This window comes from Duganella sp. CF517 (assembly GCF_900110275.1).
In the GTDB taxonomy this organism is placed as follows: Bacteria; Pseudomonadota; Gammaproteobacteria; order Burkholderiales; family Burkholderiaceae_D; genus Rugamonas.
Genome location: NZ_FODC01000002.1, coordinates 312180 through 333864, shown reverse-complemented (window position 1 = coordinate 333864; position 21685 = coordinate 312180). Strand labels below are relative to the sequence as shown.

Here is a 21685-nt window from a genome sequence, read left to right as displayed (position 1 = left end):
GTGTTGTTGAACTGCGAATCCATATTACACCTCTTTGCCTTAGGTTCCCGTTAAGTAGCTAACCGTTGATGAGAGAGGCTGCAATATTGATGGAAAGACCGAGAATCGCCAGGTTGTAGAAGAAGCACAGCACCGATTGGCCCAGCACCACCTTGCGCAGGCGCCGGCAGCGCACGGTCACGTCCGAGGTCTGCACCGCCACCGAGATGGTGAACGAGAAATACAGGAAGTCCCAATAGTTCGGCTTCAGGTGGCGGTCCGGAAAGCCCAGCGCCGGCTCGCCGCCGGTATGGGTGTAGTACAGATGCGCGTAGTGCGAGCAGAACATCACGCCCACCATGAACCATGAACCGGTCAGGGTCAGCACCACGAAGCCGTAATGCATCGCCAGATCGGCGTGCGGCGCGTCCTTGAGCGTGGTCAGCTGCGAGACGATGGCGGCCAGGCTGATCATCACGGCGATCGACAGGGTGGCCAGGATCACCGGTCCCTTCTCATCCTGGCGGCAGGCGGCGCGTTTGATGTCGTGCTGGTCGGCGCGCAGCATCATCCACCCCATCGTCGCCAGGTAGGTCCACACCGTCACATCCCACGCCGTCAGCACGCGGCTGAGCCAGCGCCAGTGGCCGGGCAAAAAAGGCAGCACCACCGCGCCGAGCACGATCGCCAGCGTCAGGTGCGGGCGGCTGTGCGCGATCTTGGGCAGGAAATTCGGCAGGGACTTCATTTTTTATCCTCGTGGGGGAAGCGGTCCATGCGCGACAGGACCGGGAACAGCCAGGCCCACAGTCCCGTCACGGCCAGCGTGGCGGCGCCGCCGAACAGGATGGCGCGCGTCAGCCCCATCCAGCCGGCGGTGACGCCCGATTCGAACTCGCCCAGTTCGTTGGAGGCGCCGATGAACACCGAGTTGACGGCGCTGACCCTGCCGCGGATCGCGTCCGGCGTTTCGTATTGCACCAGCAAGTGGCGCACGTAGACGCTGATCATGTCGCCGGCGCCCATCAGGAACAGCGCCACCAGCGCGACGATGAAAGTGGAGGTGGCGCCCAGCACCAGGGTGCCGGCGCCGAACACGGCCACGCCGCCGAACATCCACATGCCGACCCGGCGCGTGATTGGGAAGAAGGCCAGCGCGATCGAGCACAGCGCGGCGCCGGCGCCGGGCGCGGTGCGCAGCATGCCGAGTCCGGTCGGGCCGACGTGCAGCACGTCGTGCGCCAGCGCCGGCAGCAGCGCGGTGGCGCCACCGAACAGCACGGCGAACAGGTCGAGCGAGATGGCGCCCAGCACCACCGGCCGCGAGCGCACGAAGCGCAAGCCTTCGAGCACCGTGTGCCAGGTGGCCGGTTCGCGGTTGCTCGGCTGCTTGACCGATTTCACCATGCACATCATCACCACGGCCGCCACCAGCAACGCCGAGGAAATGACGTACACCGTTTTCGGTCCGGCCAGGTAGAACAGGCCGCCCAGGGTCGGCCCCAGGATCACGGCCACATGGAAGCTCGACGAGCTCAGCGCGACGGCCTTGCTGAAACTTTCCGGCGGCACCAGGTTGACCAGGATCGCTTGCGTGGCCGGCCCCATGAAGGCGCGCGCGCTGCCGAACAGCACCAGCACCGCGAACACGGGCCACACGGTGCTCAAGCCGGCCATGGTGAAGGCCAGCAAGGTCAGGCCGCACAGCAACTGCGCCGCGAGCGCGATGGCGATCAGGTTGCGGCGGTCGTAGCGGTCGGCGGCGTGGCCGGCGATCAGGATCAGCAGCAGGAACGGCGCGAACTGCGCCAGCCCGATCAGGCCGAGGTCGAACAGATTGTGCGTCATCGAATACACCTGCCAACCGATGGCGACGTTTTGCATCTGGACGGCGAGGGTGGCTAGGGTGCGGGCGCTGAGGTAGAGGGTAAAGTTGCGGTGACGCAGAACGCTGAAGCCATTGCCAGCGTTTGAAGAGGCGGAACTGTCGGACATTGGGGCTTTCTGGGCGCGGGGTCCTGGGACTCCGCATCCCAGTCCGCTCCCGGTTGGATGCTGTTACGGTTTGTTGATATCGGCTTCTGTGGTGAAGGCGTCGGCGTAGAATTCCTCCTCCGGCAGGCGGCATTGGGCGACAAAGTCCTGCTTGGCCGAGTCGACCATCACCGGCGCGCCGCAGGCGTACACCTGGTGGCCGGACAGGTCCGGCAGGTCGGCCATGACGGCCGCGTGCACGTAGCCGGTGCGCCCGCTCCAGTTGTCCTCCGGCAGCGCGGCCGAGATCACCGGCACGTACTTGAAGTTGGGCAGGATCGCTTCCCACTGGCGGCACAGCGCGTCCATGTACAGGTCTTGCGGACGGCGGCCGCCCCAGTACAGGGTCATCTGACGCTGCGAGTCCTGCGCGCGCAGGTGCTCGACGATGGCCTTGATCGGCGCGAAGCCGGTGCCGGAAGCCAGCAGCACCATCGGCTTGTCGGTATCCTCGCGCACGAAGAAGGTGCCCATCGGGCCTTCGAAGCGCAGGATGTCGCGCTCCTTCATCGTGGAGAACACCTGGTCGGTGAACAGCCCGCCCGGCAGGTGGCGGATGTGCAGGGCCAGCGGCTGGTCCTGGTCCGGCGGCGACGCCAGGCTGTAGCTGCGGCGTTTGCCGTCGCGCAGCATGAATTCGATATACTGGCCGGCGCGGAATTTCAGCGTCTCGTTGGCCGGCAATTGCAAGGTCATGACGACCACGTCCGGCGCCACCTTTTCCAGGGTCGCGACGCGCGATGGCATCTTGCGGATAGGATAGTCGTCGCTGCCGGCCACTTCGCGCGCTTCGATCACCAGGTCCGCGTGCGCGGTGGCGCAGCAGAACAGCGAGTAGCCGGCCGCTTCGTCTTCCTTGCTCAGCGCGCGTTCCTGATGGGCCTTGTGCGTGACCGAACCGGACACTACCTTGCCGCGGCACGAACTGCAGGCGCCGTTCTTGCAGCCGTAAGGCAAGCCGACGCCGGCGCGGATGGCCGCGGCCAGCACGGTTTCGTCTTCCTCGCAGCTGAATTGGTGGCCGCTAGGCTGTACAGTAATTTGAAACGTCATACAATCCTTCAGATGAAAAACATCAAGCTAAATAACGAACACCATTCCCACGCGTTCAACCGTCCGCGTCTGCTGATCGTCGGCTGCGGCGACGTCGGCATGCGCCTGGTGCCCTTGCTGCGGCACCATTTCCGCGTTTTCGCCACCACCAGCCAGCCGGGACGCCGCGCCGAATTGCGCGCGCTGGGCGCCGTGCCGATCGTGGCCGACCTCGACCATCCCGCCAGCCTGCGTCGTCTTGCCGGACTGGCGCCCTACGTGGTGCACCTGGCGCCGCCGCCGGCCGAGGGCGCGCTGGACCGGCGCACGCGTAACCTGACCGCCATTTTACCTGAGCAAGGCCGCATGGTTTATGTCAGCACCACCGGGGTGTACGGCGATTGTGGCGGAGCGTTGTTTGACGAGAGCCGTCCGGTGGCGCCGCGCAACCCCCGGGCGACCCGCCGGGTCGATGCCGAGGCCGTATTGCGGCGGTGGGCGGTGCGCGCCGGCGCCGACTTGTCCATCCTGCGCGTGCCGGGCATTTATGGCGCCGAGCGGCTGCCGGTCAAGCGCTTGCAGTTGGGGACGCCGGCACTGCTCGCGGCCGAGGATGTGTATACCAACCATATTCATGCCGACGACCTGGCCACGATCATCGTCCACGCGCTGTTGAGAGGCTTGCCAAACCGTATTTACCATGCGGTCGATGACAGCGATATGAAGATGGCGGAGTACTTCGACGCCGTGGCCGACACATTCGGGATGCAGCGGCCGCCGCGTTTGCCGCGTGCCGAATTGCAACAGGTGATCACGCCGGCGCTGCTGTCGTTCATGTCCGAATCGCGCCGCCTGAGCAATGGACGCATCAAGCGCGAGCTGGGGGTGCGGTTGCGCTATCCGACGGTGGCGGGGATGTTGGCGGGGATGGCCGCCGCCGTGATGCCGGGCTGACCTGGCGGCCAGGCGCCCGGCCGCGCGCTTATTTCTTCTGCTGTACCTTGCGCAACTGTTGCTTGCGCTGGGTCTGATTCCGGTTCTGCTTCGCTTCATACAGCGCGGTGGCGTCCTTCTTCGCCTGTTCCATCGTGCGCATCGCTTCGTTGTCGTCGTGGGCGACGAAATACTCGGCGTCCTGCGCGTCGACCACCAGCTTGATCGCGGCCGCGTCGTCGAGGTCGTAGATCTCGTGCAGCAGGGTGGTTACCTCATCGAGGAATTCTTCGTAGGTCATGGGCGCCTTTAGTGTTGTGGGATTGCGATTAAGGTCCGGCCGGAGGCGGGAAATACGCCATTTTAAACGACCAGATCATGTCGAGCGTGGCTCCCCGCACATAGCGGCGGTGTGGCCGCTTGTAGTTGCCCAGCAAAAAGGTGTAAAAAGATACGAGTACTTATACCAGTGCAAGCCCGATGTCAGCTTTCTGTGTCAAACTATTAAGATGACTTGCTTGACGCGCATCAAACAAAGCGGCGCTTGATGCGATATCGTTGTTATCTCTACGAGGAGCTCGCGCATGCCGGCCACTTTGCATCCGACGAAAGAGCAGGTTCGTGCTTACATGCAGCTGCGTGAGTGCGCCCGCCGTCCGCCACCGACCCCGGAGGAAATCCGTCGCCAGCTGGGCTGGCGTTGCTCATCGAGCAACCAGGGCTATGGGTCGGCCTCGACCATCCTGCTGCCGAGTACCATCGCACAACTTGCCACGTTGATGGCCGTCGAATGGTGTTTCCTGGTCTCGGGGCTCAGCCGCTCAAATTGAGTTGCTACAATTCTTTACAAAGTTTTATACCCTTTATTGCAACAAATTTCTTACTAGCATAAGAAATGGGTGTAAAATCTATCAAAATCTCACACAAAAACAGCTCGCGTTGGCCGTTCGTTAACAAAAACGTGTATTATCGCGGCTAGGCACTAAAAACCGGCATAAACGTTCGTGTTTTGTAGTGCTTCACTGGTAATTGAGCTAAAAATTTTATTTACCCATGTGTCGTTTTTTTGCGAAAGCGGCCACGAACCTACTTAAACATTATGTCTATCAAAGAAATCACCGCATCCCCAACCTACAACCCGAACCGTGTCCTCGACGCCATCATCGAAAAGTTGCAGCTGAAAAACGATGCTGCGCTGTCGCGCGCACTGGAAGTAGCCCCTCCAGTCATCAGCAAAATTCGCCACAATACCCTCCCGATTGGTGCAACCATCCTGATCCGTATGCACGAGATCAGCGATTTCAGCATCCGCGAGCTGCGCGAACTGATGGCGGCCTGATAGGCAACCAACAAAACAGACAACGGCGCGCACCTCTCGGTAACGCGCCGTTGTCTTAGGTGGGTACGGTTTGGACCGGCCCGCCGCGGTTTGGTTCACTCTCGCTAACGTGCCGACGCTGATCGGTTTTGTGGTCGCCGCTGTTTCCTAGCTCAGGCTGGGACGGCTGCTGAACAAACCTGGCTGATTCGGCGCTTTGGCGACGACGGCCTTTTCCGGGCTGCCGCAAAAAGCGACTTTCTCTTCAGGGGAACCACAGAAGGCGTTGGCTTGCTTATCAGGTGCGCCGCAGAAGGCGTTGGCTTGTTTTTCAGGTGCGCCACAGAAAGCGTTGGCTTGTTTTTCCGGTGCGCCGCAGAAGGCGTTGGCCTGCTTATCAGGTGCGCCACAGAAGGCGTTGGCCTGCTTATCAGGTGCGCCACAGAAGGCGTTGGCCTGCTTATCAGGTGCGCCACAGAAGGCGTTGGCTTGCTTTTCAGGCGCGCCGCAGAAGGCGCTGGCTTGCATTTCAGGAGCGCCACAGAAGGCGGCGGCCTGGGTCGCACCCTCGAAGGCATGCTTTGCCGGACGCACATAGTCCTCGCCGAATTCCGCTTCGTACAGTTCCTTCATCCGCTGCCCAATGCGCGCCAGCGCAGCTTCGTCCGCCTCGCCACGCATGCCGACGTACGGGAAGTGGTGCAGGAAGTAGCCGAACACGGCCTCGCAATCGGCCGCGTACTTCATCGTATCCAGGATATGGTAGTGCCAGAACGTGTCCACGTCGACCAGCGGCGAGGTCTGCTCGTGGGGGTATTTTTTCATCAGCGTCAGGAACCGGCGATATTCAAACTCGACAGCGTTGGCACGTTCCAGCGACCAGCCTTCGCCAGACTCTTGGTGCATCAGCTTGACCTTGATTGGGTCCAGATCCAGGGCGTTGATGACGTTCATGGACTTCTCCTCTAAATTGATACGGGTTAAGAAACAGTGCGAACCCGTTGATTTTTGCCTAACTTTGCGTCTTCACGCTTGATATTTATCAATGTTGTTGAGGAAATTCCTACATGCCGTCGACTTGTCCTAGCAAAAGTCGAGGTAAGCCGGAGGTCAGGCGATGACGTCGGCTCTCAAGTGGCCGGTGTCGTTGATATCCTTGAGATCGTCGTGCGACGGCGGCGGCACGTGGTCGATCGGCACCGAGATGGCGACCGTGGTGCCCGCGTTGGGGCTGCCGATGATGGAGCAGACGCCCCCTAGCAAGCTGATGCGTTCCTCGATGCCGACCAGGCCGAACGAGCCCACCTTGTTGCGATTGCTTGCCCGCATGCCGACACCGTTGTCGGTGATGGTCATGCTCAGCATGCCGCCGGCCTGGCGCAACTCCACCCGCACCAGGCTGGCGTGCGCGTGCTGGACGATATTGCTCAGCGATTCCTGCAGCACGCGGAAGAAGGCGGTGGCGCAATGATCGTCGATGCGGATGTCGCGCTGGTGTTCGATCAGCTCGCACACCATGCCGGAGCGCTGGCGGAACTGGGCGATCTGCCATTCGACGGCGGCGTTCAGGCCCAAATCGAGCACGTTCGGACGCAGGTCGTTGATGATGTGGCGCACGCTTTTGATGGTGCTGTCGATCTGGCTGAGCGTGCTTTTGGCGCGGGCGTGCAGGCGCGGATGGCGGTGGCGGGTACGGGTGGCCAGCATGTCCGCCTCGATCCGCAGCACCAGCAGGTTCTGGCCCAGGTCGTCGTGAATTTCGCGCGCGATGCGTTTGCGTTCCTGCTCCTTGATCTGGTCGGCGTGCGCTGCCAGCCGGCGCAGCTTGTGGTGCGATTGCTGCAGCTTGGCCTGGCTGTCGCGCAGTTCCTTGGTCATCACCTTGGCCATCTTGATCGCCCGCATGCGCGACGACGACAAGGTGTGGATCAGCAGGTAGAACAGCATCGAGCCGATGAATCCGCTCAACATGGCCAGCCACGGCAGGAAGCGGTCGAAGCGGCTGGACCACGCCGCCTTGGGCGCGCTGAAGTGGGCATGCCACTGGCGGCCGTTGAACGTCAGCGGCAACACGATGCCGAACTGGTCGGCGGAGCGCACTTTCTCACCGCCGTTGACCTTGTTGTCGAACAATAGCGCTGGCGCGGACGAGGCCGACGAGCGGTCGTTGCCTTCGCCGCCGTCGTACAGGCGCAGGCGCACGTCGCGCACCTGCATCTGGTCCATCGCCAGTTGCACCAGGCGCGGCACGCTGAAGCCGATGCCGACCGAGCCCCGGTAGGCGGCGCGGCGCTCCCCGATGGTGGTCAGCGGCATGTCCTTGCGGTACAGCGGCAGCCGGATCGCCATGCCGCCGCCCTGGCCGAAGCTGTCCATGTCGATCTGCTTGCCGGACGTGCTGATCTCGCCGGTGTCGCGGGCGTGGGCCAGCGCCTGCGCCACCGCCGGCTTGTGCGTGATGTCGAGGCCGACCCGCCAGCGGAACGCCGCGATCGGCTCGATCATCGTGATGACGGAATAGTCGGCGCGGCGGCCGGACGGCTGGATCACGTAGTCGGGATAGCCGTTGGCCGTGCCGTCGCCGCTGCGGCGCGATACCTTTTCGAAATTCTCGCGCTGGGCGTCGGTGACGTACTCGGCGTAGTTGACGCTGACCAACGCGGGAAACTGGGTCGCCAGTTTCAATCCGCGCACGAACCGGTGGAAGTCCTCGCGTTCGACCCTATCGCTGGCGTCGAAGTAGCTGGCCGTGGCGCGCAGCACGTCGGCGTAGGTGTCGATGCGCGAGCTGATGTGGTACTGGGCGTTGCGCGCCTGGTGCATGAAACGTTCGCCGGCGTCGTATTCGACCATTTTATAGGCGGCCACATAGCACAGCGCGCCCACCCCCAGGGACAGCATGATGCCGGCCCACCAGACCGATTTAGGCGGGGAAAACATTTGTCGCTGCGCGAGCAGTACCTCCATTCCGATTGCCTTTCTAGCAACTCTGATGATTCCCACCGTGCTTGAATATAGAAAATATTACCGATTCTAGTCAAGTAATTTTGCAAATGATGCCATCGAACCCGGGAGGTTATGGCGCCGATAAATGAAAAAACCGGCGCCTTCTTGCGAACGGCGCCGGTTTCACGGAAGCTGGAAGCCTTATTTGGCGACGAAGCTGTCTTTTAGCGTCACGATGCGGTTGAACACCGGTTTGCCGGCGCTCGAATCGACGCGGTCGGCGACGAAGTAGCCGTGCCGTTCGAACTGGAAGCGCTGGTCCGGCTGGGCCGCGCTCATGCCCGGCTCCAGATAGGCGGTGACCACTTCCTTGGCGTTCGGATTGAGCAGCGACAGGAAATCCTTGCCGCCGCCGTCCGGCTGGGCGTCGGTGAACAGGCGGTCGAACAGGCGCACCTCGGCCTGCAGGGCGGTGGCGGTGGAGACCCAGTGGATATTGCCCTTGACCTTGTAGTTGTCCGAACCGGGCGTGCCCGATTTGGAATCGGGGAAGTAATTGACGTGGACGGCGACCACTTTGCCGTTTTCATCCTTGTCGAAACCGGTGCATTCGGTCACATAGCCGTGGCGCAGGCGCACGCGGCTGCCCGGCTTGTCGTCGATCGGCGGGTAGTAGCGGAAATAGCCCTTGCTCGGCACTTCCATGAAGTCCTCTTCCTCGATCCACAGCTCGCGCGTGATCGGGAAGGTGCGCACGCCCATTTCCGGGTGGTGCGGGTGGACCGGCGACGTGCATTCCTCGCTCTGGCCTTCGGGATAGTTGTCGATGATCAGCTTGAGCGGACGCAGCACGGCGGTCGCGCGCGGCGCCTTCGGATCGAGATCCTCGCGCAGGCAGCCTTCCAGCGTGCTCATGTCGATCCAGCCGTCGGACTTGGTCACGCCGATGCGCTCGCAGAACAGCTGGATCGCCTCCGGCGTATAGCCGCGTCGGCGCAGGCCGACGATGGTCGGCATGCGCGGATCGTCCCAGCCGCTGACGATGCCGTCCTCGACCAGCTGGCGCAGCTTGCGCTTGCTGGTGACCACGTAGGTCAGGTTCAGGCGCGAGAATTCGTACTGGCGCGGCAGCGGCAACGTGAAGAAGCCGCCCTCGGCCAAGGTTTCCAGCAGCCAGTCGTAGAACGGGCGGTGGTCCTGGAATTCCAGCGTGCACAGCGAGTGGGTGATGTTTTCCAGCGCGTCCGAGATCGGGTGCGTGTAGTCGTACATCGGGTAGATGCACCAGGCGTCGCCGGTGCGCACGTGGTGCGCGTGGCGGATGCGGTAGATGGCCGGGTCGCGCATGTTCATGTTCGGCGAGGCCATCGCGTCCTCGCTGATCCTGGCGCGCAGGATGTGCGCGCCGTCGGCGTATTTGCCGGCTTTCATGTCGCGGAAGATCTGCAGCGATTCGGCGCGCGGACGGTCGCGGAACGGCGAATTCTTGCCCGGCGTGTTGAAATTGCCGCGATTGGCCGCCATATCCTCGGCCGACTGGCTGTCCACATAGGCGTAGCCCTGGTCGATCAGGTATTCGGCCATCGCGTACAGCTGGTCGAAGTAGTCGCTGGCGTAGTGCAGATGGTGCTCGACGCCGCCGTCGGCGGCCGGGTAGTCGTAGTTAAACCCCAGCCACTTGACGCTGTCGATGATGGTGTCGACGTATTCCTGCTCTTCCTTGGCCGGGTTGGTGTCGTCGAAGCGCAGGTTGCAGCGGCCTTGATAGTCGCGCGCCAGGCCGAAGTTGACGCAGATCGACTTGGCGTGGCCGATGTGCAGGTAGCCGTTCGGCTCCGGCGGGAAGCGGGTGATCACGCTGGGCATGCCCGCGCGCACGTGGGTGCCGGCGGCCTGGTCGTGATCGATGATGGCGCGCAAAAAGTTGGACGGTACGGCTGGCGCGGTGCTGTTTTTGTCGTTGCTCATCTGAAAAGTTGGCTTTGCAAGAGTTCGTGTAAAGGGCATTTTACCGTATCCCCTTCATGGGCTGAGGGGAAATGCTGCGTCGCGGCGGCCGGGCCGGGATGGCCGCTGGTGCGACGGGTATAATTCGCCTTTAATTGTTTCGGCACATGGCCGCGGAGTTTCCAAGATGGAAAATCACTACAACACGCTGGGGATCGCGCCCAACGCCACCGAAGACGAGATCAAAAAGATATACCGTTCGCTGGCGATGCGCTTCCACCCGGACCGCAACCACGCGCCCGGCGCCGAGGCGCGCTTCAAAAGCATCACCAAGGCCTACGAGATCCTGTCGGACCCGGTCAAGCGCGAGGAATACAACCAAAGCGTGAACCACCGCATCATCATCGATTCGGAAGCCGAAGCGTACCAGTTATGGCGCTCGGTCTTCAATCTGCACGGCACCACCCTGCCGCCGGCGTAAGACGATATTCATATAGCATTAAAACGAAAGCAAGCAATGAGAAAAGTACACCCCGAATTCGCCTATCAATCGCGCGAACTGGAAGGCCAGATCGAAGGCATTCTGGGCGATCCGCCCGACCGCAAGAACTACCAGCGCATGATCGACGCGCTGGTGTCCGAGTACGCCGGCGGCGGCGGCATCGAGGATGTCAACATGCTGGCCTTCGCGCTGGTCGACCACATCGAATTCAGCGACCCGAAGGGCTTGCTGGCCGAAGCCCAGGACTACGAGTTCGGCGACCCGGCGCGCGTGTTCGCGATGGCCTCGTGCAAGGGCGAGGCGGCGCAACAGATGTACGCGGCGCTGGAAAAAAACCTGCCGGAGCTGGCGCGCCAGGCCATCATCACCGCCTTCCTGTTCAAGAATCCGCGCAAGTGGGACGACGACGACCAATCGCTGGAACAACTGTCGGCCAACGACGACGGCGACGATATCGAGGATGAGGACGGCGCGACCGACGACTTCGCCCAAATGTTCGACAAGGAGGATTAAACCATGTCCGACGACAATAAAAGCAATCTGCCGGCGCTGAGCAAGCAAGTGACCGAGCTGGTGCTGGCCGGCTCGCTGGGCCACGCCGAGCAAGCCTTCGCCGAGGCGGCCGACCAGTTCGGCGACCTGGCGGTGGTCGAAGTGTTGAGCAACATCCCGCCGCAGGTGACGGCGCTGCACATGGCCGGCTTCGACGGCGGCAAGATGTCGCTGGCGACGCTGCTGGTGCCGCCCAAGGCTTGGGCCGACAGCCTGGCCTTCTTCGCCGCGACCTGGCAGGACGACCTGATCGAGGACGATCCGGAGCGCATCGCCGAGTCGCTGTTCGCGCACGTGCACGGCGTGGTGTTCTCGACCGACGACGAGGAGCGCCGCAGCGAATTGCTGCAGGCGGCCTCGGCGACCGACCACGGCGCCACCATCTTCGCCATCCTGTTCTCGATGGCGCCGAAGGAAATCCTGGAAGTGGCCGGCGAGATCATCGCCAAGGGCCCGTACCTGACCGGCCAGACCTCGTCCGACAACGACGTCGTGCCGCTGGCGATCGCGCTGGCGCAGGCGTCGGAAGACGGCTGGGACCGCTCGCTGTTCGAGCTGTTCCCCGAGTTCCGCCACAGCGCCGACCTGGCCGACGCCGAATTCAGCGACGACCCGGACGACGAGCCGACGTTCCTGCAGCGGTCGACGAAGGAATTGCTGTACCGCTTGCGCAAGCAGGTGCCGTCGACCCGCAGCGCCAAGGCCGGTTCGCGCCGCAGCGTCGGCACCGGCATCTTCTCTTGATGGAATCTTCAAAGGATACCGAAGCGATGCTGCCAGCATTAGTAGTAGAGAACCTGCCGCGCCTGACGCGCGCGATCCAGCAACTGGCGGCGCATCCGGACGACGACGCCGCCTATGCGCTGGCCGACGAGCTGACCGGCATCACGGCGATGGTGGCCGAAAAGTTCACCAACGACCGCACCGCCGAAGGCATCCAGAAGGCGTTGCAGTTGACGGTGGGCGGGGTGTCGCTCGGGCTCGATCACGTGATCCCGAACGAGACCGACCTCGACGCGCTCGATTTCCTGATCGAGCACGGCGCCGAGCACGCGTTCCAGATCGGTTTCCGCATGATCAAGGAGTTGTCGGCCTTGCCGGAGGACACCCTGGTCGGCGAATACGATACCGATCCGGTGTATTCGGCGCGCCGCCTGCGCGACCTGTTCATCGAGCTGTGCCAGACCGACCCGAACCAGAACTGGAACGGCGGCGATCGCTATTCGGTCATGCTCAAGCAGCGCAAGGAGGTGCAGGCGATCGTGCGCCTGGCCGGCTGGCTGCGCCGCCACAACACCGAGGGTCCGGTCAGCGACACGGATTTGAATGCCGAGGGCGTGATCGCGCTGGCGGTCATCTTCGCGATCGAGGGCGGGGGCAGGGTGGTGGCGCGCACCGGGCAAAAGGAGTTCGAGCGGTTCGTTAAATCGGTGCGCAAGAACAAGCCCGATTACGAGGAGGGCTGGGCGGCGCTGGTGGCCAAGGTGCCGGCGCAGCATCATCCGGTGTTGTTGGACCGGATCGACAGCTACCGCCAGACCTGTACCGTGATCCAGCACATCAAGGGACGCACGGCGATGAAGACCTTGTTCGCCGAGTTGGAGAATTACGCCGGCTCCGAACTGGACGCCGATTATTCGTAATCGATGACTGGGCCGCCGGCGGCGTCACGCGCTGGCGGCCTCCAACGCGATCGCCCTGAACGCCGCCACCAGCGGCGATATCTCGTCCTTCCGCTGCGCCAGCAGCAGCGCCGTGGTGGCGTCCTTGTCGGCCAGCGGCCGGTACAGCACCCCGCTCAGGCGGATGATGTCGAACGAACTCGGCAGCACCGCGATGCCGAACCCCGCCGCCACCAGCCCCGCCATCGTCGACGCTTCGCCGGCCTCCATCGCGATCGTCGGCTCGAACCCGGCCGCGCGGCACAGCCGGAAGATTTGCGGGTGGATGCCGGTGCCGGCCGTCTTCGGATACATCACCAGCGGCTGCCCCTCCAGATCGCGGATCCGCAACGTTTTCCTGGCCGCCAACGGATGCTCCTCCGGCAGCACCATCACCAGCGGATCGCGCCGCAACTCGGTGGTCGTCACCGCCTCTGGCAGCGCCGACTCCGGCGGCCGCACCAGCCCCAGGTCGAGCTCGCGGCCGGCCAGCGCGTTGATCTGCGCCAGGGTCGATCGTTCATGCAAGGTCAGGGTAACGCCGGGATAGCGCCGGCGGTAGCGGTTGATGACGGTCGCGAACAGCGGCGTCAGCGGCGTCGAAAACGTGAAGCCGACCCGCAATTCCCCGGCCTCGCCGCGCTCGGCCCGGCGCGCCGTCTGCACCGCCTGCTCCGACAGCGACAGCACGCGGCGCGCATCGTCCAGGAACAGTTTTCCCGCTTCCGTCAGGCGCACCCAGCGCTTGCTGCGCTCCAGCAGCTGCGCGCCCACTTCCGCCTCCAGCATCTGGATCTGGTGGCTCAGCGGCGGCTGGCCGATGTGCAGGCGCTCGGCGGCGCGCGTGAAGCTGAGCTCTTCAGCGACCGCGACGAAGTAGCGCAAATGCCGTAATTCCAAAGCGGGACTCCTGTTTTGTTATCGTTTTAAAGTATGACCAACGACTTAAATATATATTGGACAGTCGTACAGTGCAATCCTAAGATGACTTCATCGCGTTTTGCATCGGAATCCAAACATGTCTTCAAGCACAGCTTCGGCGTCCTCCTTCTCCGCGCCGCCGGCATCGTGCGCGCCGGCGCCGCGCATCGCCGCCGGCAGCGCCGAATTCAAACGCAGCAACCGCGCGATGTTCTTCGGCGGCTTCTCCTGCTTCGCGCTGCTGTATTGCGTGCAGCCGCTGATGCCCTTGTTGTCCCACGAATTCGCGCTGAGCGCCGCGCAGAGCAGCATGGTGCTGTCGGTATCCACCGCCGCGCTGGCCTTGTCGCTGGTGGCGTCGAGCGCGCTGTCCGAGCGCCTTGGCCGCAAGCCGCTGATGGTGGCGGCGATGGCGATCGCGGCGGTGATGACGATCCTGAGCGCTTTCGCCCACAATTATCCGCAGCTGCTGGCGATGCGCGCGCTGCTGGGTATCGCGCTGGGCGGCATGCCGGCCATCGCCATGGCCTACCTGGGCGAGGAGATCGAGCCCGGCTCGCTGGGCCTGTCGATGGGCCTGTACATCAGCGGCAGCGCCTTCGGCGGCATGGCGGGGCGGGTCATCACGTCGGTGCTGAGCGACTATTTTTCGTGGCGGCTGGCGGTCGGCGCGGTCGGCGTGGCGGGGGTGCTGGCGGCGTGGGAATTCTGGCGCAGCCTGCCGCCGTCGCGCCACTTCGTGCCGTCCGGCGGCGGCTTGCGCTCGATGGCCTCGGGTTTCAAGCTGCATTTGACCGATCGCGGCATGCCGTGGCTGTTCGCGCTGGCCTTCCTGTTGATGGGCGCGTTTGTCAGCCTGTACAACTACATCGCTTACCGCCTGCTGGGCGCGCCGTTCGGCTTGAACCACAGCCTGGTCGGGGCGGTGTCGTTCCTGTATCTGCTGGGGATCTACAGCTCGGTCTGGGCGGGGCGCCTGGCCGACCGGTTCGGCCGCCGCCACGTGCTGTGGGCGGTGATGGCCATCATGATCGCCGGATTGCTGCTGACCTTGTCCAACTGGCTGCCGCTGATCCTGCTGGGCGTGGCCCTGTTCACCTACGGATTCTTTGCCACCCACTCGGTGGCCAGCAGCTGGGTCGGACGGCGCGCCACGAGCAGCAAGGCGCTGGCGTCGGCGCTGTACCTGTTCTTCTATTATCTCGGTTCGAGCGTGATCGGTTCGGCCACCGGCGTCATGTGGGGCCGCGACGGCTGGCCGGGCGTGGTCATGGTGCTGGGCCTGGCGTTGGCATTGGCGATGCTGGTGGCGTTGCGCTTGCGCCGCCTGGCGCCGCTGGGCGCGGCGGAAAAATAAGCGGCGCCATACGCGGGATTCAGCGCGTCGCCTCCCGACCTTCGCCGCCGGCATGCAGCAGCCGGTGGTATTCGAACGCTTCGCGGATGTTGTCGCGCAGGGTCTGGTCGTCCCACGGTTTGGTGTAGAAGCGGTAGATTTCGCCGCGATTGATGGCATTGAGCACCGATTCCAGATCGGCGTAGCCGGACAGGATGATGCGTATCGTGCGCGGGTACAGACTCTTGACCCGGCTGAGGAATTCGGTGCCGTGCATGCCCGGCATGCGCTGGTCGCTGATGACCACCTGCACCTCGTTCATGGCGAGCAGGTCGAAGGCCTGCTCGGCCGTCTCGGCGCTGAGGATGCGGTAACCGTCGACCCGGAACAGGCGTTTGAGCGACGAGCGGATCGACGGCTCGTCGTCCAGCAGCAGCAAGGTTTGTTGCGCACGCGGCGCCACGTCCGGCCGCGGCGCCAGGCCGCGCTCCTGCCGCAGCAGTTCGGCGAAATCTTCCGGCGGCAACGGCCGGCTGAAGAAATAGCCCTGCATCTCGTCGCAGCCATGGCGCCGCAGGTAGGCCAGTTGCGCCTCCGTCTCGACGCCCTCGGCGATCACCCTGAAGCCCAGGCTGTGGCCGAGCGCCAGCACCGAGCGCACGATCGCGGCCACCTTCGGTTCGGTCAGCATTTCGCGCGTGAAGGACTGGTCGATCTTCAGGTAGTCGACCGGGAACTGCTTCAGATAGGCCAGGCTCGAATAGCCGGTGCCGAAGTCGTCGATCGACAGCGCGATGCCGAGCCGCTTGAGCTGCTCGACCACCGCCACCGCCTCGCCGACGTTGTGCATCATCAGGCTCTCGGTCAGCTCCAGCTCCAGGTATTGCGCCTCCAGGCCGCTGTCGGCCAGCGCGGCCAGGATCTCGCCGGTCAGCGCCGGATCGCGGAACTGGCGCGCCGACAGGTTGACGGCCACCCGCTGCGGCGTCAGCCCGGCCGCCTGCCAGGCCTTGTTTTGCGCGCAGGCGGTGCGCAGCACCCAGCGGCCGATCGCCACGATCATGCCGGTCTCCTCGGCCACGCCGATGAAGCGCGCCGGCGACACCATGCCCATGGTCGGATGGCGCCAGCGCAACAGCGCCTCCATGCCGACCACGGCGCCGCTGCGCAAATCGACCTTGGGCTGGTACTGCAAGCTCAATTCGTTGCGCGGCAGCGCGTGGCGCAGCTCGGCCTCGATCATGGTGCGCTCAGCGATGCGGGTGTGCATGGCCGCCTCGTAGAACTGGATCTGGTTGCGCCCGGCCTCCTTGGCGCGGTACATGGCGATGTCGGCGTGCTTGAGCAGTTGCTGCGGCTCGGCGCCGTCGTGGGGGTAGACGCTGACGCCGATGCTGCAGGTGATGGTGAACAGTTGCTTGCCCAGCGCCACCGGCGCGCTGACGGCGTCGAGCACGCGCTCGAGCAGCAGCGACATGGCGCGGCCGTCGGCGTCCGGCATCAGCAGCAGGAACTCGTCGCCGCCGAGCCGGGCGACGGTGTCGCCCGTGTCGAGGCAGGCGCTCAGGCGCGCGGCGATGGTGCACAGCAGCTCGTCGCCGGCCTGGTGGCCTTCGCTGTCGTTGACCAGCTTGAAGTTGTCGAGGTCGATGAACGCGACCCACACGCCGTGGCCGTAGCGCTGGGCGTAGCTGATGGCCTGCGCCATGCGGTCGCCGAACAGCGCGCGGTTGGGCAGGCCGGTCAGCGCGTCGTGGCTGGCCTGGTGCTCCAGTTGTTCCTGGTAGTTGATGGTTGCGGTCAGGTCGGTCAGCACGCAGACGTGGTGGCCGATTGCGCTGCCCGCGCCGCCGGTGTGCACCGGCGCCAGGTGCAGCTGGGTCCACAACGGCGTGCCGTCGCGGTGGCGCGCGCCCATCAGCAACGTCACCTCCTGGCGCGATTGCAGCGCCGCGCGCAGCGCCTCGCCGTCCTCGCTGTGGGCGTCGTTGCCGAGCAGTTGCTCCAGGCGCCGGCCGCGCGTGTCGGCGCCGCTGTGGCCGAACAGGCGGGCGAAGGCCGGATTGGCGTACTCGATCAGGTCGCCGTCCGGGCCGTACGCGGTGATGACGATGGCGTTGACGCTGGCGTCGAGCGCGCGCCCGCGCAGTTGCAGCGTGGTCTCGTTTTGTTTGCGCTCGCTGATATCCTCGATCATGCCCAGCACGCCGATGATGTTGCCGTGCTGGTCGTGGAACGGCAGCTTGTTGATCAGGTACCAGTGCAGCGTGCCGTCGGCCCAGGTCATGTGGTCCTGGCGGTTCAGCTGCGGCTGGCCGGTGGCGACGATGGCGCTGTCCTCGGCGCGGATGGCCTCGGCGTTGTGCGCCCACGGCAATTGCTCGTCGCGCTTGCCCGGCACTTGCGTGGTGCTGGCGAGGCCGGCGGCGCGAGCGAACACGGCGTTGCCGCCGAGGTAATTGCCGTCGAGTCCCTTCCAGAAAATCTGGTGCGGGATCTGGTTGATGACCAGGTTCTTCAGCTCGCGCGACGCGTGCAGCTCGGCCGCCATGCGCAATTGTTCGGTGACGTCGTGGACCACCACGAAGCGCGACGGATGGCCGGCGATGGTCACCGAGTGCGACGAGATCTCGACGTCGATGTGGCTGCCGTCGCGCTTGATGTGGGTCCAGCTGCCGGCGCGCTCGGGGCCCTTGACCGGGGCGGCGGCCAGGTTGCGCGCGAGCCGCTCGTGCTGTTCGGGCGGGCGGATGTCCTTGATCGTCATCCGCAGGAATTCGGCCTCCGTGTAGCCGTAGTGGGCGACGGCGGCGGCGTTGACGACCAGGAACTGTAGCGTTTGCAAGTCATACACCCACATCGGTTGCGGATGGGCTTCGAACAGGTGTTTGAAGCGCAGTCGCGACTCGAACACGTCGTAGTCGTCGAGCGGGTAGGACAGGCACAGGTAGTGGCCCGGCTGGTGCGCCGTGGCGCGGCGCCACTCCACCGTCTGCGTCACCATGTGCGGCACGCCGCCGGCGCTCACCAGCTCGAGCTCGCCGCGCCAGTAGCCGCGCGCGCGCGCCGTCGGCAGCGCCTCGTCCTTGAGCATCGGCACCGACCAGGTCGCATACAGCGCGGCGGCCGGTGCCGCGTCGGCGATGGGGCCGAGCGCCGCGCGGGTGTGGCCGTTAAACCAAAGCAGCTTGCCGCCCTCGTCGATCGAAAAAGCGAAGTAGGGACTGTGGGCGAAAAACTGCGCCAACGGCTGCTGTTCGGTGTGCGGGTGTGCGGAATACTGGTGGCTGTCCATGTCCGTTCTGACGGTGCGGGCTTTGTTGATTAATACTAACAGATGCGGCTGGGCCTGCGTAGCACAGCTGGCGCCGGTGGAATTGACGGCGATTTCGCTGGCGCTCTGACGTGCGTCAATGAGCGGACGCGGGCGCTGAAACTGGCGGCGGGGCCGGGGGTCGAATCTGCACTGGCACGCCTGTGCCCGATCCGACAGAGGAGGAGTCACCATGCTGCAAACGAACGACATCCAGCACCGGTTTCATTTACTTGAGCAAGCGATAGGGCAGGCGGCGCAGGCCAGTTCCGCCGAACCGAATCTGCCGAGCGAGCTGCGCGACAGCATCGAGCGCGTGGACCGGTTGTCGGACACCGCGCGCGAGATCCTGCTGTCGCAGGACGCGCAGCGCATCAACAAGCTGATCCGTGACATGGAATTGATGGCCGAGCGCGCCAAGCGGGTGTGCGTCAACATCCCGCAGTTGTCCGCACAAATGAAGGGCTCGGTCACCCAGATGCACAGTCAGATCATCGAACTGAAGCGGGATGTCCTACGGTGAGGCGGCGCGCGGCGCGGGCGCAAGGCCATTCCGTCACGCCGCCACCTTGATCGCCGCGATCATTTCGCCGATCTCGTCCAGGCCGGTTTCCTCGAAGCCGAAGCTTTGGTAAAACGTGCGCGCGGCGACGTTGCCCGGCTTGTAGCAGATCGTGATCAGCTTGACGTCCGGCTTGGCCTTGAGCTCGTCCAGCAGCAACGCCATCGCGCGCCGGCCGATGCCTTGGCCCTGGCGCGGGAAGTCGACCATGAAGCGGTAGATGCCATACTCGCCCGGATTGTCATTCGACTGGCGGTCGTACAGCAGGAAACCGGCCGGCTCGCCGTCGCAGCAGATGCCGCGCGGGATGTAATCGGCGTAGAACTTGGCCTGCGCGATCGAAAAGGCATTGCTGGCGATGAAATCGCGCTGGTGCTCGGGCAGCTCCATCTCCATGAATGCCTCGAAGTTGTGGCCGGTAATTTCTTCCAACGTTACGTTGCTGCTCATGCTTAAAGAATTCCTTTGTGGCGCAGCGTGGTGATATCGGCGTCGCTGTGGCCGAGCAAATCGCGCAGCACCTCGTCGGTGTGCTGGCCCAGCAGCGGCGGCGGCATCGTGGCCGCGTCGTCGGACGGCGCGCCGGACATGCGCATCGGGCTGCGCACCAGCTTGACCGTGCCGGCGGTCGGGTGCGGCACCTCCATCACCAGTTCACGCGCCAGTACCTGCGGGTTCTTGTAGACGTCGTCGAGGTTGTTGATCGGCCCGCAAGGCACGCCGACCGCTTCCAGCTGGTCGATCCAGAAATCGCGGCTGTGCGCCTGCACCATGGCCGCCAACAGCGGCACCAGTTCGTCGCGGTTTTTCACGCGCAGCGGATTGGTGGCGTAGCGCTCGTGTAAGGCCAGATCGCCGCGTCCGCCCACTTCGACGAATTTTTGATACTGGCCGTCGTTGCCGGTGGCGACGATGATGTAGCCGTCCGAACAGGCGAAGGTTTGGTACGGCACGATGTTCGGATGGGCGTTGCCCCAGCGCTTGGGCGGCTTGCCGCTATTCAGGTAGTTGCTGCCCATGTTGGCCAGCATCGCCACTTGCACGTCGAGCAGCGCCATGTCGATGTACTGGCCGCCGCCGTCGCGGTCGCGCTGGGTCAGCGCGGCGAGGATGGCGATGGTCGCGTACATGCCGGTCATCAGATCGGTCAGCGCGACGCCGGCTTTTTGCGGGCCGCCGCCGGGCAGGTCGTCGCGCTCGCCGGTCACCGACATCAGCCCGCCCATGCCCTGGATCAGGAAATCGTAGCCGGCGCGGTGCGCGTACGGGCCGTCCTGGCCGAAGCCGGTCACCGAGCAGTACACCAGGTCCGGCTTGATGGCCTTGAGCGAGTCGTAGTCGAGGCCGTAGCGTTTGAGCTGGCCGACCTTGTAGTTTTCCAGCACCACGTCGCAATGCTTGACCAGCTCGCGCAGCAGCGCCTGGCCCTCGGCGCTGGCGATGTCCATCGTCACCGAACGCTTGCCGCGGTTGGCGGCCAGGTAGTAGGCGGCCTCGGTGGTGTCGTTGCCGTCGGCGTCCCTGGCGTAGGGCGGGCCCCAGGCGCGCGTGTCGTCGCCGGCGCCGGGCCGTTCGATCTTGATGACGTCGGCGCCCAGGTCGGCCAGGTTCTGCGAGCACCACGGTCCGGCCAGCACCCGGCTCAGGTCGAGCACGCGGATGTGGCTTAACGCTTTTTGAGCTGTCATGATATGTCTAACCTTTTGAGTAATCCTATCAGGCCGCCAGTGTAGTGTCTGCGCGGCATTCGTGATAGGGTGGGAGTTGGTTTTATAACAAATATTTGCGCGGGAGGCAGAGTTATGTGGCCGTATCCTAAAATTGTTGCACATCGCGGCGGCGGCACGCTGGCGCCGGAAAACACGGTCGCCGGCCTGCGCGCCGGCCTGGCGTACGGCTTCCATGCCGTCGAGTTCGACGTGATGCTGTCGCGCGACGGCATCGGCATGGTGATGCACGACGCCGACTTCGGCCGCACGGTGGCGGGGCGGGGCAGCGTGCCGGAGACCGACGCCGTCGACCTGGCCGCCATGGACGCGGGCGCCTGGTTCGGCCAGCAGTTCAACGATGAGCCGGTGCCGTACTACACGCAATTCATCGATTACTGCAAGGCCCAGCGTATCTGGATGAACGTGGAAATCAAGCCGGCCGATGGTTTCGAGGCGGAGACGGGGCGCTGGGTGGCCAGGGTGACGCGCGACAGCTACGCCGCCGAGATCGCCGCCGGCGACCCGGCCGCCATGCCCTTGCTGTCGTCGTTCAGCTTCGACGCGCTGGCCGCCGCCCGGGACGTGGCCCCGGACCTGCCGCGCGGCTACCTGCTGGACCGGGTTCCCGGCGACTGGCAGGCGCAGGCGCGGGAATTGGGCGCCGTCGCCATCCACACCAACCACCAGCACCTGACGCTGGAACTGACGCGAGCGATCAAGGCCGCCGGCTATGGCCTGTTTTGCTACACGGTCAACGAACCCGAACGGGGCAGGGAGATCCTGTCGTGGGGCGTGGACGGTTTCTGCACCGACCGCATCGACTTGATCGGCCCGGGTTTCGCTTGAAGAGTGCTGGCGCGCCGGCGCGGCCGTCGTGCAATCGGCCGACGATTCCGACGAGCTTGGCTATTTTCTCTTCCAGAAAGTTATTTTTGCAAGA

Annotated in this window: 21 protein-coding genes; 10 read left to right on the top strand and 11 right to left on the bottom strand. The window is 64.3% G+C overall.

The window, feature by feature from the left end:
- Window positions 1–58: 58 nt before the first annotated feature.
- The 3 genes from BMX85_RS08605 to BMX85_RS08595 form a co-directional block, all read right to left on the bottom strand.
- Complete coding sequence (locus BMX85_RS08605; protein ID WP_090315841.1) at window positions 59–727, bottom strand: DUF1345 domain-containing protein; 669 nt, start codon at window positions 725–727, stop codon at window positions 59–61.
- Window positions 724–1974 carry an MFS transporter gene (locus BMX85_RS08600; RefSeq protein ID WP_090315838.1) on the bottom strand — a complete coding sequence of 417 codons (1251 nt, stop codon included), beginning with the start codon at window positions 1972–1974 and terminating at the stop codon, window positions 724–726. The genes BMX85_RS08605 and BMX85_RS08600 overlap by 4 nt, the downstream gene beginning before the upstream one ends.
- Before the next feature lie 63 nt (window positions 1975–2037).
- Window positions 2038–3066, bottom strand: coding sequence for a CDP-6-deoxy-delta-3,4-glucoseen reductase (locus BMX85_RS08595; RefSeq protein WP_090315835.1), 1029 nt, complete (start codon window positions 3064–3066; stop codon window positions 2038–2040).
- A 12-nt stretch (window positions 3067–3078) separates the two neighbouring features.
- Between BMX85_RS08595 and BMX85_RS08590 the strand changes: the two genes are divergently transcribed.
- The gene (locus BMX85_RS08590) at window positions 3079–3999 is read left to right on the top strand and encodes an SDR family oxidoreductase (RefSeq protein WP_090315832.1); all 921 of its coding nucleotides are present in this window, start codon (window positions 3079–3081) and stop codon (window positions 3997–3999) included.
- 28 nt (window positions 4000–4027) lie between these two features.
- Here the strand turns inward: BMX85_RS08590 and BMX85_RS08585 are convergent, their stop codons facing one another.
- Window positions 4028–4279: a hypothetical protein gene (locus BMX85_RS08585; RefSeq protein WP_090315830.1), complete on the bottom strand. Its 252-nt coding sequence runs from the start codon at window positions 4277–4279 to the stop codon at window positions 4028–4030.
- A gap of 283 nt (window positions 4280–4562) precedes the next feature.
- Between BMX85_RS08585 and BMX85_RS08580 the strand changes: the two genes are divergently transcribed.
- Together BMX85_RS08580 and BMX85_RS08575 are read left to right on the top strand one after the other, a co-directional pair.
- On the top strand, window positions 4563–4808 hold the full coding sequence (locus BMX85_RS08580) for a hypothetical protein (RefSeq protein ID WP_090315827.1): 246 nt from the start codon (window positions 4563–4565) through the stop codon (window positions 4806–4808).
- 269 nt (window positions 4809–5077) lie between these two features.
- Window positions 5078–5317: a hypothetical protein gene (locus BMX85_RS08575; protein ID WP_008445950.1), complete on the top strand. Its 240-nt coding sequence runs from the start codon at window positions 5078–5080 to the stop codon at window positions 5315–5317.
- Between the two features lie 147 nt (window positions 5318–5464).
- Here BMX85_RS08575 and BMX85_RS30435 read toward each other — a convergent pair whose 3' ends face one another.
- The 3 genes from BMX85_RS30435 to BMX85_RS08560 form a co-directional block, all read right to left on the bottom strand.
- Window positions 5465–6250: a glycine-rich domain-containing protein gene (locus BMX85_RS30435; RefSeq protein WP_177196696.1), complete on the bottom strand. Its 786-nt coding sequence runs from the start codon at window positions 6248–6250 to the stop codon at window positions 5465–5467.
- 156 nt (window positions 6251–6406) lie between these two features.
- Window positions 6407–8236, bottom strand: a complete 1830-nt coding sequence (locus BMX85_RS08565) for a CHASE domain-containing protein (protein ID WP_229210352.1) — start codon at window positions 8234–8236, stop codon at window positions 6407–6409.
- Window positions 8237–8443: 207 nt separating this feature from the next.
- Window positions 8444–10210: a glutamine--tRNA ligase/YqeY domain fusion protein gene (locus BMX85_RS08560; protein ID WP_090315821.1), complete on the bottom strand. Its 1767-nt coding sequence runs from the start codon at window positions 10208–10210 to the stop codon at window positions 8444–8446.
- A gap of 166 nt (window positions 10211–10376) precedes the next feature.
- On the opposite strand from BMX85_RS08560, the gene BMX85_RS08555 reads away from it, so the two are divergent.
- The 4 genes from BMX85_RS08555 to BMX85_RS08540 are packed head-to-tail and all read left to right on the top strand — an operon-like array spanning window position 10377 to window position 12886.
- Window positions 10377–10670 (top strand): J domain-containing protein, encoded by a 294-nt coding sequence (locus BMX85_RS08555; protein ID WP_090315818.1) that lies wholly within the window; start codon window positions 10377–10379, stop codon window positions 10668–10670.
- A 36-nt stretch (window positions 10671–10706) separates the two neighbouring features.
- Window positions 10707–11204, top strand: a complete 498-nt coding sequence (locus BMX85_RS08550) for a hypothetical protein (protein ID WP_090315815.1) — start codon at window positions 10707–10709, stop codon at window positions 11202–11204.
- Window positions 11205–11207: 3 nt separating this feature from the next.
- Window positions 11208–11987, top strand: a complete 780-nt coding sequence (locus tag BMX85_RS08545; protein ID WP_090315812.1) for a hypothetical protein — start codon at window positions 11208–11210, stop codon at window positions 11985–11987.
- Window positions 11988–12013: 26 nt separating this feature from the next.
- Window positions 12014–12886: a hypothetical protein gene (locus tag BMX85_RS08540; protein ID WP_090315810.1), complete on the top strand. Its 873-nt coding sequence runs from the start codon at window positions 12014–12016 to the stop codon at window positions 12884–12886.
- A gap of 24 nt (window positions 12887–12910) precedes the next feature.
- Here the strand turns inward: BMX85_RS08540 and BMX85_RS08535 are convergent, their stop codons facing one another.
- Complete coding sequence (locus BMX85_RS08535) at window positions 12911–13804, bottom strand: LysR family transcriptional regulator (RefSeq protein WP_090315807.1); 894 nt, start codon at window positions 13802–13804, stop codon at window positions 12911–12913.
- Window positions 13805–13922: 118 nt separating this feature from the next.
- Here BMX85_RS08535 and BMX85_RS08530 point away from each other — a divergent pair, with 118 nt between their 5' ends.
- Window positions 13923–15182, top strand: a complete 1260-nt coding sequence (locus tag BMX85_RS08530; protein ID WP_090315805.1) for an MFS transporter — start codon at window positions 13923–13925, stop codon at window positions 15180–15182.
- 19 nt (window positions 15183–15201) lie between these two features.
- Here the strand turns inward: BMX85_RS08530 and BMX85_RS08525 are convergent, their stop codons facing one another.
- Window positions 15202–18456: an EAL domain-containing protein gene (locus BMX85_RS08525; RefSeq protein WP_090315802.1), complete on the bottom strand. Its 3255-nt coding sequence runs from the start codon at window positions 18454–18456 to the stop codon at window positions 15202–15204.
- A 211-nt stretch (window positions 18457–18667) separates the two neighbouring features.
- Here BMX85_RS08525 and BMX85_RS08520 point away from each other — a divergent pair, with 211 nt between their 5' ends.
- Complete coding sequence (locus tag BMX85_RS08520; protein WP_090315798.1) at window positions 18668–18997, top strand: hypothetical protein; 330 nt, start codon at window positions 18668–18670, stop codon at window positions 18995–18997.
- A 33-nt stretch (window positions 18998–19030) separates the two neighbouring features.
- Here the strand turns inward: BMX85_RS08520 and BMX85_RS08515 are convergent, their stop codons facing one another.
- Together BMX85_RS08515 and BMX85_RS08510 are read right to left on the bottom strand one after the other, a co-directional pair.
- Window positions 19031–19486 carry a GNAT family N-acetyltransferase gene (locus tag BMX85_RS08515; protein WP_090315795.1) on the bottom strand — a complete coding sequence of 152 codons (456 nt, stop codon included), beginning with the start codon at window positions 19484–19486 and terminating at the stop codon, window positions 19031–19033.
- A gap of 2 nt (window positions 19487–19488) precedes the next feature.
- On the bottom strand, window positions 19489–20724 hold the full coding sequence (locus BMX85_RS08510) for a CaiB/BaiF CoA transferase family protein (RefSeq protein WP_090315793.1): 1236 nt from the start codon (window positions 20722–20724) through the stop codon (window positions 19489–19491).
- A 114-nt stretch (window positions 20725–20838) separates the two neighbouring features.
- On the opposite strand from BMX85_RS08510, the gene ugpQ reads away from it, so the two are divergent.
- On the top strand, window positions 20839–21591 hold the full coding sequence (gene ugpQ, locus BMX85_RS08505; protein ID WP_090315790.1) for a glycerophosphodiester phosphodiesterase: 753 nt from the start codon (window positions 20839–20841) through the stop codon (window positions 21589–21591).
- Window positions 21592–21685: the final 94 nt, after the last annotated feature.